The sequence below is a fragment of the Pontivivens nitratireducens genome (assembly GCF_014235845.1).
GTDB lineage: Bacteria > Pseudomonadota > Alphaproteobacteria > Rhodobacterales > Rhodobacteraceae > Pontivivens > Pontivivens nitratireducens.
The window spans coordinates 29,678-43,443 of the sequence record NZ_JACJUQ010000004.1 but is presented as its reverse complement, the minus strand read 5'-3'; the positions used below and the strand labels follow the sequence as shown (position 1 = coordinate 43,443).

Sequence of the window (13,766 nt, the reverse complement as noted above, 5' to 3'; positions counted from 1 at the left end):
GCGAACGCATTGTCCGCGCGGGCATCAAGGCCGGAGGACATCATGGCAGGCAGTGCCACCCCCTTTGCATCTTTCGAATGGTTGATCGCTTGGCGCTACCTGCGCGCGCGCAGGCGCGAGGGCGGCGTCAGCGTCATGACGTGGATCAGCCTGATCGGCATCGCGCTGGCCGTGTTCGCGCTGATCGCGACGCTGTCCGTCCGCTCCGGCTTTCGCAGTGAGTTCGTGGCGACGATCCTGGGGGCCAACGCGCATGTTCAGGTTCTGCAAACGCCCTACGCCACTGAGACGGGGCAAGTGATCCGCACGCTGGACGACTATGACGTCAGGGCGGATGCTGTCCGGCAGGTTCCGGGCGTCACCCGTGTGGCCCCCACCGTTCGGGGTGAGGTTCTGGCCTCGGCCAACGGGCGCAATGCCGGTGTGCAGGTGCTGGGCCAGACCATCGCGGATATCAAGACCCTGCCTCTGCTGGCCGAGCCGGAGGTCAGCTATGGCAGCATCGACGATCTGGCGAACGGGATCGCCATCGGCACCGGGGTCGCCAACCAGTTGGGCGTTCTGGTCGGGGACCGCGTGCAGATCATCTCCCCCGACGGGGTGCAAGGGCTGATGGGGACCACGCCGCGTACTTCGACCTACGAGGTCGTCCATATCTTCCAGGTCGGGCGCTACGACATCGACCGCATCCGGGTCTACATGCCGCTGGCCGAGGCGCAGCGATTCTTCAACCGTGATGGCGTGGTGGATGAACTGGAAGTCCTGGTCGAGGATCCCGAGGATATCGACGATCTGGTGACGCCGATCCTGGCCGCCGCAGGGGCGGGCACCTATTCGTGGACATGGCTGCAATCGTCGGGCGGGTTCCTGCGGGCGTTGGAGATGGAGGACAACATCATGTTCGTCATCCTGTCCATTCTGGTGCTGATCGCGACGCTGAACATCACATCGGGCCTGATCATGCTGGTCAAGAACAAGGGCCGCGACGTCGGCATCCTGCGCACGATGGGGCTGTCGCAGGGGTCGATCCTGCGGGTGTTCTTCATTTGCGGATCGGGGATCGGGCTGATCGGCACGACACTGGGCGTAATCTTGGGCTGTGCCTTCGCGATCTATATCGACCCGATCTTCGGGTTCGTGAACTGGTTGCTGGGCGGCGGGGTCTGGGACCCCTCGGTCCGGTTCATCAGCGAACTGCCCGCCGAATTGCGGCTGGTGGACGTGCTGCGCGCGGCGGCGCTGTCGCTGGGACTATCCTTCGTCGTGACCTATTTTCCGGCGCGCCGTGCCGCGCGCATGAACCCGGTGGAGGCGTTGCGCTATGAGTGATCCGGTTCTGAAACTGACAGGCATCTCCAAGACCTACAACGAGGGGGAGCCCGGTGAAATTCGCGTCTTGCGCGACCTGGATCTGAGCGTCGGACGGGGTGAGATCGTCGGACTGGTTGCGCCATCCGGTTCGGGAAAATCGACGCTGCTGCACATCGGGGGCCTGCTCGATTCCACCGACAGCGGCTCGGTAGAGATCGAGGGGCAGGACGCCACGCGGCTGGGCGATCGCGCCGGCACGCGACTGCGCCGGTCCACCATCGGGTTTGTCTATCAGTTCCACCACTTGCTGCCCGAATTCACGGCGAGCGAGAATATCGAGCTGCCCCAACGCGCCGCGGGCGTGGGCACCGCCGCCGCGCGAACGCGGGCGAAGGATTTGCTCAGCTCGGTCGGTCTGGCGGATCGGATGGGCCATCGCCCCTCGGAAATGTCGGGCGGCGAACAACAGCGTGTGGCCTTCTGCCGGGCGCTTGCGAACAATCCCGGCCTCCTGCTGGCGGATGAGCCGACGGGCAATCTGGACCCGGACACGTCCGAACAGGTCTTCGCAGTCCTGATGGGGCTGGTGCGCGAAACCGGTTTGGCTGCGGTGATCGCGACGCATAATCTGGAACTGGCCGGTCGGATGGATCGGACGCTGCGCCTGACATCGGGGGCGGTTCAACCGGTCTAGCCCCAGGTTGTTTTCAGTCGCAGGCTGCCTTCAGTCGCAGCCAGTCCGCGTCGTCCAATGCGGGGGTGTAGACGGCGGGACCAATGCTGTCGCCCGCCTGCAAGGTCTCGATCCGGGCGCGGGGTGCGCCATATTCGTTCAGCAGCAGGCTGACCGGCAGGCTGGGCAGTTGCGCTGCCGTCAGCAGACGCAGGGCCGCGCTGTCGGCCTGAGGGTCGCGCAGGGCGGCGCTGATCAGCGCCTCCAGAACATTGTCATGACGCGCGCGGGGCAGCACCTCGGACGCGGCCAGACGGACCGTGCCGATCAGTCCCAGCGTCTGCGTTACAACCTGTCGATCCAGTTTCAGATCATAGCGGGCCTGAGCCAGTGCCAGCAGCCCGGCAATCTGCTCGGGTTGATCGCTCAGATCGACGGCGTTGGCGTTCAACAGGACCAACGCACCGGGCAGGCTGAGCACGGGTGGCCCGTCGAACCGGACCAGAACCGGGCGGATGGCCGTCGCGCCGGGGTCGAGCCGCCCGTGGATGCGCAGCAGCAGGGGATGCCCGCGCGAAGTGCGCAACCCGGCCGATCCGTTCACCCGACAGAACCGCGCATCGTCGGCCTGCATCCGGTCCGTCGCCAGCGCGATGGCGACCCGTTCCCATGTTACATCGTCCACGCGCTGCATCAGGAATGTGGCGATGGGCTGTCGCGCCAGCAGCACGGCACCGATCAGCACCACCAGAAACAGCAGCGCCGGCGCCAGAAGCTTGATCCGCCGACGCTCGACGATCTCACGCTGTGCATTGCCGCGCACCGCCCGAATGGCCGAGATCATGTCGCGATCGTCGAGCGACAGCGTTTCCTGACAGTCGGGGTCCGGGGTCAGGACGAGGCCGTGCTCATCGCTTCCCAGCTCCTCCAGCGCGGCGAGGGACCAGTGGCCCCACGGCTCCTCCTCCATGCTCATCAGGGTCAGGGTGGCATTGCCGAAACTGACCACGACCTCGCGCGGGTCCTCATCGGGCGACGAGCGCCACAATGCGACGGCTTCGAGCCGTTGATACTGATCCAGTGCGGTCATCGCGTGCCTGTTCTGCCTCGCCCCATATTTAGTGCGTTTGCAGGGCGAGGCGAGAGATCACATTCCTTGGGGTTTCCGAAATACAGCAGGCAACCCAAGGGAACTATGGAAAGCTCTTATTCCTGACGCAACTGTGCCCAGCCCTCAGACGTTGAAGAGGTAGGAGAGACAGGAGGCCGAGATGAGTGATTTTTCCGATAAGACCAGTCTGGCGCGGGCCGGCGCACCCGATCTGACGGCCGGGCATGACCCGGATGGCACGTTGCCGGACTTCCTGCAAAGCACGCCCGACGGGCTGCGATGTGTGGAATGCGGTGCAATTGCCGAGGATGTGGAGCATCTGACGCACAAGGACGACTGCCCCTACGCCGCCTGAGCATGTCGCGCCGCCGGTGAGCGGCGGCGCGACAGGGGATCAAATGCGTTCGATGGCGATGGCGATGCCCTGACCGCCGCCGATGCACATGGTGATCAGGCCGTAACGACCGCCGGTCCGCTCCAGCTCATAGAGCGTCTTGATCGTGATGATGGCACCGGTCGCGCCGACCGGATGGCCCAGAGCGATCGCGCCGCCGTTCACGTTGACCTTGGCCGGGTCGAGGCCCAAGCCGCGATTGACTGCGATGGCCTGTGACGCGAATGCCTCATTCGATTCGATCACATCGAAATCGGAGCCCTTCAGGCCGGTTTTGGCCAACAGGTTCTCGACCGCCGGAATTGGCCCGATTCCCATCACCTCGGGGCGCACACCTGCATGGGCGTAGCCTACGATGCGCGCGCGCGGGGTCAGACCCGCTTCCTTTGCCGCATCTGCGGTTGCAAGCACCATCGCCGCCGCGCCGTCATTGATGCCCGACGCGTTGCCCGCCGTGACCCGGCCGTCCTTACGAAACACCGGGCGCAGACCGGCGAGAGTCTCAGCCGTGCTTGCCTTGGGATGCTCATCCGTGTCGAAGGCGACGGTGCCACGCTTGACCTTCACATCGACCGGCACGATCTGATCCTTGAAATAGCCTTTTGCGATGGCGTTGGCCGCACGCTCCTGCGATTGCAGGGCGAAGTCGTCCATCTGCTCACGGGTCACGTCGTGCTCATCCGCGACGTTTTCCGCCGTCACACCCATATGGCCTGTGCCGAACGGACAGTTCAGCGCGCCCAGCATCATGTCGAGTGCGCGGGTATCGCCCATTTTCTGGCCCCAGCGGGCCTCGGGCAGGATGTAGGGCGAACGGCTCATGTTTTCCGCACCACCGGCAACGGCGAAATCGGCGTCGCCCAGCATCAGCGATTGCGCTGCCGAAACAATGGCCTGCGCGCCCGAACCGCACAGACGGTTCACGTTCATCGCGGGGGTCGTGTCGGGGATGCCAGCCTGCATTGCGGCCACACGGCTGAGGTACATGTCGCGCGGTTCGGTGTTGATGACGTGACCGAAGACGACATGACCGATGCGGTCGCCCTCGACACCGCTACGCTCCAGCGCGGCCTTGGTTGCTATAGCGGCAAGATCGATCGGCGGGGTGGAGGCCAGCGCGCCGCCGAAGGTTCCGATTGCGGTGCGTGCACCGCCCAGGATGACGATTTCTCGGGTCATAGACGTTTCCTTCTGTTGTCTTTGCGCGCACGATGCCTATCGACCGGCTCAGGTCAAGTCGAATGCGGCGTCAGGATCATCGCTGGCCGGCTGCTTGGGCCGTACGGGTCAAGGTTTTCACCATCAATCCGTGTCTGATCGGACAGTCTGCCAAACCGGATTTGGCCTGCCTGCGTAAATCCTGCCCGCGTCAATGGCGGCATGGACAGCGCACCGCGAAATGTTAGGTTCGCAAGGTAACCTTTCGAAAGGGCCAGGTCATGACAAAGTTCGGTATCAGCCAATCCGTGCGACGCAAGGAAGACAACCGCTTCCTGACCGGGCAGGGCCAATATGTCGATGATCTCTCGATCGGGGCGGATGCCTTTGCGGTCTTTGTACGGGCGCCTGTCGCCCATGCCGATATCGTGAATCTGGACACCGCCGACGCGTGTGAGGCCGAAGGGGTCGTCGCAGTCTACACTGCCGCCGATCTGGAGGGAAAGCTGAAGAACGCGATGAACTTCGCGCTCGTGAACAACCGTGACGCAACCAAGGCGGCGGCTCCTGTACGCCCGATGTTGGCGACCGGGCGCGTGCGCTACGTTGGTGAGGCGGTCGCCGTGGTGATTGCCCGAACCCGTCAGAACGCACTGGATGCCGCAGATCTGGTTGAGGTGGATTATGAGGATCTGCCCGTGCATGTCGCGACTGCCGTGGGGGGTGAGACGATCCACTCCGAGGCACCGGACAACCGCGCCTATGACTGGGCGCATGGTGACGAGGCCGCGACCGAGGCCGCCTTTGCCAAAGCCGCGCGCACGGTATCTCTCGAACTGGTCGATAACCGGGTGATCGCAAATCCGGTGGAGCCGCGCGGTGCGCTGGCCCGCATGGTCGACGGCCGTCTGCATTTTACCGTGAACGGTCAGGGTGTGTGGGGCTTGCGCGACAATCTGGCGCGCAAGCTGGGCATGGACAGGACGCAGGTTCGTGTCACCAACCCGGATGTCGGGGGTGGTTTCGGGATGAAGAGCTTCGATTACCCCGAATATTTCGTTCTGGCCTTTGCCGCGCGCGAAACGGGACTGGCGTTGCGCTGGATGGCGGATCGGGGCGAGGGGCATCTGACCGATGCCGGCGGCCGCGATCTGGTCACAACGGCTGAGGCGGCCTTCGATGCGGATCACAAGCTGCTGGCCCTTCGGTTTCACACCATCAGCAATCTGGGTGCCTATAATTCGCCTCACGGCCAGTTGATCCAGTCCGAACTGGCGTTGAAGGTCATGCCTGGAAGCTATGACGTGCAGACCACGTTTTTCCACGTCGAAGGGGTCTATACGAACACAACGCCGCTGGATTCCTATCGCGGCGCCGGACGGCCCGAGGCGATCTATGCGGTGGAGCGGCTGATGGATCAGTGCGCACGCGAATTGGGGATCAGCCCGGTCGAATTGCGGCGGATAAACTTCATTCCGCGCGACAGCTTCCCCTATACTTCTGCCAGTGGTGAGACATACGACGTCGGTGATTTTCACAAGGTTCTCGACCGCGCCCTGCGCGAGGCGGATATCGACGGCTTCGAGGAGCGTCGGAAGCAGAGCGCGCAGGCGGGTAAATATCGCGGATTGGGACTGGCCTATTATATCGAGTCCATCCTCGGCTCGCAGGATGAGACGACGAAGATCGAGTTCGGCGACGATGGCCGCGTGAACCTCTATGTCGGCACCCAGTCGAACGGGCAGGGGCATGAAACGGTCTTCGCCCAGATCCTGAATGAGCGGGCGGGCATTCCGTTCGATCGTATCAGTTTCGTTCAGGGCGACAGCGACCGCATCGCGAAGGGCGGCGGCACCGGCGGCTCCCGCTCCGTCACCATGCAGGGCAATTCCATCAATGCCGCCGCGGACGAAATGATCCGCCGCTTCCGTCCTCTGGCGGAGGAGGAGCTGGAGGTCGCGGGCGCCGATCTGACATTCCAGAACGGCGCCTTCCAGATCACAGGCACCGACCGGTCCGTCAGCCTGATGGAATTGAGCGATATCGCCCGCAAGCGCGGCAAGGCCGACCTGCTGGTCACCGAACTGGAAAATACGGTCGGGGGACGCTCCTATCCCAACGGGGCACATTTCTGCGAGGTCGAGGTCGATCCCGATACCGGCAAGACGCAGGTCGTCAAATACACCGTGGTGGACGATTTCGGCGTGCTGATGAACCCGATGCTGGCCGAGGGGCAGGTGCATGGCGGCGTTGCACAGGGCATCGGGCAGGCGATCACAGAACAGGTGGTTTATGACGCGGACGGGCAATTGCTGTCAGGCAGCTTCATGGATTATGCGATGCCGCGTGCCTATGACGTGCCGTGGATGGATTTTCACGCGGAACTGGTCCCCTCCACCGCGAACGAGATCGGTATGAAGGGCTGTGGCGAAGCGGGAACTGTCGGGGCGCTGGCCGCCGTGACAAATGCCGCATTGGATGCGGTCTGGGACGCGGGCGTGCGGCATGTGGACATGCCGATCACCCCGGTGCGTATGTGGAGCTGGCTCAACGCCGCCCGGATCGCGGCGGAATGACGGCTAGACGCTGAGGATCCAGCTCTGTGTATCCTCACGCAAGGCGAACCGGCGCCCCATCTGATCGGCGTGCAGTCGGGCAAGGGGAAACTGGACGTTCCCGGCACCGACATCCGTGAACGTGCCATCGCCGCACAGCGCGGCCCACAGATCGTCCTGCCAGCGGAACCGTTCGCTGCTCATGCTCAGCGTCACCCCGCTGTCGAGTACGGTCAGCGTCAGCAATCCGCCGAAAGGCATGGCCGTGTCCGCGCACAGCAGCGACAGGGCGAGCAGTTTTGCCTGCGGACGGGACATCGCCGTCGTCTGATCCACCCAGCTGAATTTCAACCGGGACCGGTTGAACGTCCCCTCGAACACCTGCCGCAGATCCTCACCCCGGCTGACCGCGTCTGGGGAGGCGGCGCCGAACGCGATGCGAAACAGCCTGAGTTTCAGGCCCGCCGCCCTTGCGCTTTGCCCGATCAGGCCCATTTCGGCGGAGTGTGAGGTGCCGGACAGCGCAGTCATCAGTTCGACCCCATTGTCGATCGCGCCGATGGGGCTGACCAGATCATGGCAGATACGCGATGTCACCAAGCCGATCAGATCGTCCTCGATCCGCGAGGAGATGTTTGAGTTTTGAAGCAGGGGTGCAGTGGCCATGAATGAATTCCTCGAACCGGGCGCGCTGGTGCGCCATCCTGATGAGCCGGACTGGGGTATCGGGCAGGTGCAATCCGTGATCGGGCGGAAGATCACGGTAAATTTTCAAAATCGCGGCAAGGTGGTGATCGATGGGTCACGCATCGTCCTCCACCAAATCCACGATCAGCTATAACGTGGATCCAATCTTACACGATATGCTTAACAAAAAGTGCACAAAAGGTTAATGCGCAGCCCTGCGGCGCTTTTGCCGGCAGGTGACCTATCGCGTTGAAGTCGGCGCGTGGTCCTAATAGGTTCCCCCCGACTGCCGGAACGCATACCGGCGCCAGCACGGATCCTATGATGAAGGTCGATGCCAAGCGATTTCAGGTACGGCTCGCCCGTGACGAAGGCGAGATCCGCGCCGCTCAACGCCTCAGATATACCGTGTTCGTCGAGGAGATGGGCGCGTCCGCCTCGGCTGAGGAGCACGCCCTGCGGCTGGAGCGTGACCGCTTCGACCCCTTCTTTGACCATCTGTTGCTGATTGATCTGCTCCACCCGGGTGAGGACGGGATAAATGTTGTCGGCGTCTATCGCCTGCTGCGCGGCTCGGTCGCGCAGGCAGGGCCGGGGTTTTACGGCCAAAGCGAATACGATCTGGAGCCGCTGACCAGACTGGGGCGCGAAACGGTCGAACTGGGCCGTTCCTGCGTGCACCCGGACTATCGCGGCGGTGTGGCAATGCATCTGTTGTGGTCCGGTTTGGGCGAATATGTCCTGAGCCACGGTATCGAAGTGCTTTTCGGTGTGGCCAGTTTCCCCGGAACGGATGTGGACGCGGTGGCGCAACCTCTGTCCCATCTGTATCATAGCCATCTGGCCCCACCTGCGTTGCGGGTCCGCACGCTGGCCGATCATTATGTCGAGATGAACCGCATGCCGGCCTCACAGATCGACGCGCGGCAGGCGATGCGGCAGATGCCGCCGTTGATCAAGGCGTATCTGCGTTTGGGCGGCGTCGTGGGCGAGGGGGCATTTATCGACCACGATTTCAACACCATAGATGTCTGCCTGCTGATGGACACGGCAGCGATGACGGAGCGTTACAAGGATATGTACACCCGCACGACCGGAAAAGGCATTGCGTGAGCACGTGGGACGAAGCTGATCCGCCGGCCCCTCCGCCCACCGGCCCGTTGCGCGCCGTCGTCGCGGTCCTGCGCGGCGTATTGCTCATCCTGTGGCTGGTGCTGGCGATCGCGATCTATCTGCCCTTGAAATGGGTGCAGCCTTTGCTGGGGGGCAGGCGTCCTCGCTATGCCGTCATGCGGTTGTGGGCCCGTGGCAGTCTGCGCTTGATCGGGTTGCGGCGGATCGTGCACGGCACCCCCCCGCCCGACGGGGCGGCGCTGGTTGCCAATCACTCCAGCTGGCTGGACATCATGGCGTTCTGTTCCATCGGGCGCACGGTCTTCGTCGCGAAGTCCGAGGTCGCGGACTGGCCTGCCATCGGGTGGTGTGCCCGCATGATGGACGCGATGTTCGTCGAACGCAGGTCCAGCGCAGCGGCCAGGCAGAAGCTCGAAATGGCCGAGCGTCTGGCGCAAGGGCAGCAATTGCTGTTCTTCCCCGAGGGGACCAGCACCGACGGGCAGCGGGTCCTGCCCTTCAAATCCCCCCTGTTCGCCGCATTTTCCGACATGGAAAGCGGCGTCAAGATTCAGCCGGTCGCCGCGATCTACGTGCCCGCGCCGCACCTGCCGGCAACGTTCTATGGCTGGTGGGGGGATATGAGTCTGGGGGGGAGTTTATGGACCCTGCTGGCGCATTCCTATGGCGGCACGCTGCACCTCAGCTTCGCGCCCGCTGTCGAAGCCGCCGATTTCGCGGGCCGCAAGGAACTGGCGCGCCATTGCGGTGAGCAGGTTCGTGCGCATTGGGCCCTTCATTCCCCTGCGGGGCAGGCGATCACGATTAGCTGAGCGTCTTAATACGCAACTGGGACGCTGTATCAGGCGTTCTACCTGATATTTGACCCGATATCAGGAGGTTCACAGGTATGAGATCCACACTCAAGACTTTGCTCGCCAGCACGGCATTGCTGGCCGTTGCCGCACCTGCATTTGCGCAGGATGTCGCATTGGTCATCGGAAATTCAGACTACGCCAACGCCGATGATGTGACTTCGCGTGAGCATGACCGGCTGGTCGATGCCTATCGCGCGGCTGGATTTGACGTGACACAGGGCGAGGATTTGACGCGTACGCAGCTGTTCAGCCTGCTGGGTGGCTTCATGGATGAGATCGACGGGGCGGAACGGATCGTTGTTCATCTCAACGGGCACACTGTCACGACGGATACCGAAAGCTGGTTCATGCCGGTGGATATCAACGGTGACAGCGTGGTGCGAATCGGACTGACCGCGCCGACGATAGATTTCTTCGTGTCGCTGGTGGACGAGGCCGAGGAACTGGGCGTCGTTTTCGTCGGCAGTGACGAGGATGGCGGATTCGAGGGTGAAGGCTATGAGGCGGGTATCGGGCGCTTGTTCGCCCCGCGCGATACGATGGTCGTCACCGGATCAATCGCGGACGTGTCCTCGCTGGTGCGCAACACCGCGTTGGAGCCGGGAATGACAATGCGTGAGATGGGCAATGATCTGCCCGACGACCTGAATCGCTTCGGATTCGCCCCGCGCGATGCCGTTTTGGCGGTAGAGCGGGTCGAGCCTGCCCCACTGCCCGCGGCCCGGCCCGAACCTGCGACCGTGACCCCGCAGCCGCAGCCTGAAGTCGAGGAAAATCCGGCGGAGGCGCGTGAGCAGCAGCTGAATCTGTCGCGGAGCGAACGGCGCCAGATCCAGCAGAATCTGGTGGCACTTGGATACAACACGCGCGGCGTTGACGGTATCTTCGGGCCGGGATCGCGCAGCGCCATCGCGGCATGGCAACAATCCGAGGATTTCACGGCGAGCGGGTTCCTGTCGCGCGGTCAGATCGACCTGCTGGGCGTTCAGGCCGACAATGCGCGCGCCGAGCAGGAGGCCGCTCAGGCAGCCGAGAAAGCGGAGAGGGAGCGGGAGGATCGCGCATTCTGGGATGCGACAGGCGCAAGCGGAGAAGAGGCCGCGTTGCGCCGCTATCTCGACTCGTTCCCGAACGGTGTTTTCGCCGAGCGCGCCCGCAGCGAGCTGAACGCGATCGAGGCCGAGAACAACCGCGCGAATGCGAACGCAAACGTGAATGCGGCCTGGCAGCGGGCCCGGAACGCGAACACGATCGAGGGGTACGAAACCTTCGTCGCCAACTTCCCGAACAGTGAGTTCGCGGCAACCGCCCGTGCTCAGATCGAGACCTTGCGGGCCTCGCAGGAAACGCAGCAACCCGACCCGGCGCAGGACCCGCAAGCGACCGAGCAGGCACTGGGCCTGAACTCGATCAACCGGGCGCTCGTCCAGATCCGCCTGCAATCGCAGGGGTATCCCGTGGGCAATATCTCGGGCAGTTTTGATGAGACGACACGTCAGGGGCTGCGCCAGTTCCAGCGCGATTTCGGCTTGAACGCGACCGGGTATGTCGATCAGGCAACCGTGCGCCAGTTGATCACCCTGGCCGGTAACTGATCCCTGTCTGTGATGCACAGCGAAAGGGCCGCTCTTGATGGAGCGGCCCTTTTGTATTCGTGTCGTATTTGTAGGTGTATTCAGCAACCGCAGGCTGTCCAGCTGATTGCGCAAATCTGGCTGCGCAGGTCAGGCGGGAAGCAGGGCGATCAGCCCTGACGTGCCTTGAAACGAGGCTGGGTCTTGTTGATCACGTAGACTCGACCCTTGCGGCGCACGACACGACAATCGCGGTGGCGCTGCTTCAGGGAGCGAAGCGAGTTCTTGACCTTCATGGCATCTCTCCAATTTCAGCGGCGCGAGCGGACCCGGCGCCTCGGTTGCGATGACCGCTGTCGCGTATCGGCAGCGGCGGAATGGATGGTGGGCGTAACAGGGATTGAACCTGTGACCCCTTCGATGTCAACGAAGTGCTCTCCCGCTGAGCTATACGCCCATCCGTCCGACCGGGAAGTTGCCCCGCCGGAATTGACGCGGTAATTGCCACGAGTCGGGGGGGTCGTCAACCGCACTTTTGCAACCGGCGGTGATGTTTCTGGAAGCGGCGGCCCCACCCCGCCCGTCCGGGGGAGGACACGGAGGTTTTACCGGGGCGGTGCGCGCGCGATGTCGAATATCGCTTCGCGTGCCTTTCAATCATGCAAAACCCCCCTACGCTTAGGTCTTCCAAAGGGGAAATCACAAGGTTTGGAGGTAACAAACCGATGAATACCACGTCAGAGCCGAGCTTTCGCCAATCCGTCGATATCATGTTTAATCGCGCGGTCGCGCTGATGGACCTGCCATCGGGGATGGTTGAGAAGATACGCGTGTGCAACGCGACATATACCGTCCGGTTCGGCGTGCGCCTGCGCGGCGGCATCCAGACCTTCACTGGATATCGCGCCGTACACTCGGAGCATATGGAGCCGGTCAAGGGCGGCATCCGCTACGCCGGAAACGTCAATCAGGATGAGGTTGAGGCACTGGCCGCGCTGATGACCTACAAATGTGCCCTCGTTCAGACGCCGTTCGGGGGCTCCAAGGGGGGCGTGGCCATCAACCCGCTGGACTGGAACGAGGAGGAGCTGGAACGGATCACCCGCCGCTTCGCCTACGAACTTATCAAGCGCGACATGATTAACCCCGCGCAGAACGTCCCGGCACCCGACATGGGCACCGGCGCGCGCGAAATGGCCTGGATCGCGGATCAGTACCGCCGCATGAACACAACCGACATCAACGCGCGGGCCTGCGTCACCGGAAAACCGCTGAACGCTGGTGGCATTGCCGGCCGGGTCGAGGCGACGGGGCGCGGCGTGCAATACGCACTGCGCGAATTCTTCCGCCATCCGCAGGACGTGGCAAAGGCTGGCCTGTCTGGCAAGCTGGACGGGAAGCGCGTCGTCATCCAGGGGCTTGGCAATGTGGGCTATCACGCGGCGAAGTTCCTTGAGGAACAGGACGGTTGCTGCATCACCTGCATTGTCGAGCGGGACGGCGCAATCATCTGTGACACCGGTCTGAAGGTCGAGGACGTGCGCAACCACCTCAGGGAAACCGGCAGCGTCAGGGGCTTTCCCGGTTCCAAGTTTATCGAGAACGGCGCGGCCGGACTGGAGTTGGAATGCGATATCCTGATTCCCGCGGCGCTGGAGGGGGTCATCAACCTCGACAATGCCGAGCGGATAAAGGCCGCCCTGATCATCGAGGCCGCGAACGGCCCCATTACCGCCGGTGCCGACGACATTCTGCGTGAGCGGGGAACGGTCATCATCCCTGACATGTACGCAAATGCGGGCGGTGTGACGGTCTCCTACTTCGAGTGGGTCAAGAACCTGAGCCACATCCGCTTTGGCCGGATGGAGCGGCGTCAGGAGGAGGCGCGCCACGAATTGCTGGTCGACGAGTTGGAGAAGGTAAAGACCGCAGGCGGCAACAACCTGGTCCTGTCCGAGAACTTCAAGAAGCAATACCTGCATGGTGCGGGGGAGTTGGAGCTGGTCCGCTCCGGCCTCGACGACACGATGCGCGACGCCTACCAGTCCATGCAGGCGATCTGGCACGAACGGGCGGATGTGAAGGACCTGCGCACCGCCGCCTATCTGGTTAGCATCCAGCGTGTCGCCGCGAGCTATGCAACCATGGGGCTGTAGGAACAAACCTGTGGCCGGGGCTGGTCGAGCGGGGGGGCACCCCCGCGCACGGTCGGTTCATCGCGGGTTTTGCGGCGAAATAGCGTGTACGCACAGATATCTGGCCCGACGGCGAAATTCAGGATAGGGTGAGGGCAGGGCATACCGTGTCACGCA

Annotated in this window: 13 protein-coding genes and 1 tRNA gene; 9 read left to right on the top strand and 5 right to left on the bottom strand. The window is 63.2% G+C overall.

All coding sequences use genetic code 11. The features are described 5' to 3' along the window. Positions 1-42 precede the first annotated feature (42 nt). Positions 43-1,329 (top strand): lipoprotein-releasing ABC transporter permease subunit, encoded by a 1,287-nt coding sequence (locus H1S03_RS06015; protein WP_185803617.1) that lies wholly within the window; start codon positions 43-45, stop codon positions 1,327-1,329. Then, positions 1,322-2,005, top strand: a complete 684-nt coding sequence (locus H1S03_RS06010; RefSeq protein ID WP_185803616.1) for an ABC transporter ATP-binding protein — start codon at positions 1,322-1,324, stop codon at positions 2,003-2,005. Before H1S03_RS06015 ends, H1S03_RS06010 begins: the two co-directional genes overlap by 8 nt. 13 nt (positions 2,006-2,018) lie before the next feature. On the opposite strand, the gene H1S03_RS06005 is transcribed toward H1S03_RS06010, so the two are convergent. Then, positions 2,019-3,074 (bottom strand): G protein-coupled receptor family protein, encoded by a 1,056-nt coding sequence (locus tag H1S03_RS06005; RefSeq protein ID WP_185803615.1) that lies wholly within the window; start codon positions 3,072-3,074, stop codon positions 2,019-2,021. A 181-nt stretch (positions 3,075-3,255) separates the two neighbouring features. Between H1S03_RS06005 and H1S03_RS06000 the strand changes: the two genes are divergently transcribed. Then, positions 3,256-3,450 carry a hypothetical protein gene (locus H1S03_RS06000; protein ID WP_185803614.1) on the top strand — a complete coding sequence of 65 codons (195 nt, stop codon included), beginning with the start codon at positions 3,256-3,258 and terminating at the stop codon, positions 3,448-3,450. A 39-nt stretch (positions 3,451-3,489) separates the two neighbouring features. Here H1S03_RS06000 and H1S03_RS05995 read toward each other — a convergent pair whose 3' ends face one another. After that, positions 3,490-4,668 carry an acetyl-CoA C-acyltransferase family protein gene (locus H1S03_RS05995; RefSeq protein WP_185803613.1) on the bottom strand — a complete coding sequence of 393 codons (1,179 nt, stop codon included), beginning with the start codon at positions 4,666-4,668 and terminating at the stop codon, positions 3,490-3,492. A gap of 260 nt (positions 4,669-4,928) precedes the next feature. Between H1S03_RS05995 and H1S03_RS05990 the strand changes: the two genes are divergently transcribed. After that, on the top strand, positions 4,929-7,223 hold the full coding sequence (locus H1S03_RS05990) for a xanthine dehydrogenase family protein molybdopterin-binding subunit (protein ID WP_185803612.1): 2,295 nt from the start codon (positions 4,929-4,931) through the stop codon (positions 7,221-7,223). A 3-nt stretch (positions 7,224-7,226) separates the two neighbouring features. Here H1S03_RS05990 and H1S03_RS05985 read toward each other — a convergent pair whose 3' ends face one another. Further along, complete coding sequence (locus tag H1S03_RS05985) at positions 7,227-7,868, bottom strand: histidine phosphotransferase family protein (protein WP_185803611.1); 642 nt, start codon at positions 7,866-7,868, stop codon at positions 7,227-7,229. Between H1S03_RS05985 and H1S03_RS05980 the strand changes: the two genes are divergently transcribed. The 4 genes from H1S03_RS05980 to H1S03_RS05965 all read left to right on the top strand — a co-directional run bounded on the left by H1S03_RS05980 (position 7,867) and on the right by H1S03_RS05965 (position 11,475). Continuing rightward, positions 7,867-8,043 carry a DUF3553 domain-containing protein gene (locus H1S03_RS05980; RefSeq protein ID WP_185803610.1) on the top strand — a complete coding sequence of 59 codons (177 nt, stop codon included), beginning with the start codon at positions 7,867-7,869 and terminating at the stop codon, positions 8,041-8,043. The two genes, H1S03_RS05985 and H1S03_RS05980, sit on opposite strands and share 2 nt — an antisense overlap. 170 nt (positions 8,044-8,213) lie before the next feature. After that, positions 8,214-9,002 (top strand): L-ornithine N(alpha)-acyltransferase, encoded by a 789-nt coding sequence (gene olsB / locus H1S03_RS05975; protein ID WP_185803609.1) that lies wholly within the window; start codon positions 8,214-8,216, stop codon positions 9,000-9,002. Then, positions 8,999-9,835, top strand: a complete 837-nt coding sequence (locus H1S03_RS17460) for a 1-acyl-sn-glycerol-3-phosphate acyltransferase (RefSeq protein WP_185803608.1) — start codon at positions 8,999-9,001, stop codon at positions 9,833-9,835. The genes olsB and H1S03_RS17460 overlap by 4 nt, the downstream gene beginning before the upstream one ends. Before the next feature lie 77 nt (positions 9,836-9,912). Then, a complete protein-coding gene (locus H1S03_RS05965; RefSeq protein ID WP_185803607.1) occupies positions 9,913-11,475 on the top strand; it encodes a peptidoglycan-binding domain-containing protein in 1,563 nt (520 codons plus the stop codon). A gap of 149 nt (positions 11,476-11,624) precedes the next feature. Here H1S03_RS05965 and ykgO read toward each other — a convergent pair whose 3' ends face one another. Further along, positions 11,625-11,750, bottom strand: a complete 126-nt coding sequence (ykgO, locus tag H1S03_RS05960) for a type B 50S ribosomal protein L36 (RefSeq protein ID WP_024810264.1) — start codon at positions 11,748-11,750, stop codon at positions 11,625-11,627. Positions 11,751-11,836: 86 nt separating this feature from the next. Continuing rightward, positions 11,837-11,911: transfer RNA gene (locus H1S03_RS05955), tRNA-Val, on the bottom strand. A gap of 268 nt (positions 11,912-12,179) precedes the next feature. On the opposite strand from H1S03_RS05955, the gene H1S03_RS05950 reads away from it, so the two are divergent. Then, positions 12,180-13,610 carry a Glu/Leu/Phe/Val family dehydrogenase gene (locus tag H1S03_RS05950; RefSeq protein ID WP_166189872.1) on the top strand — a complete coding sequence of 477 codons (1,431 nt, stop codon included), beginning with the start codon at positions 12,180-12,182 and terminating at the stop codon, positions 13,608-13,610. Positions 13,611-13,766 lie beyond the last annotated feature (156 nt).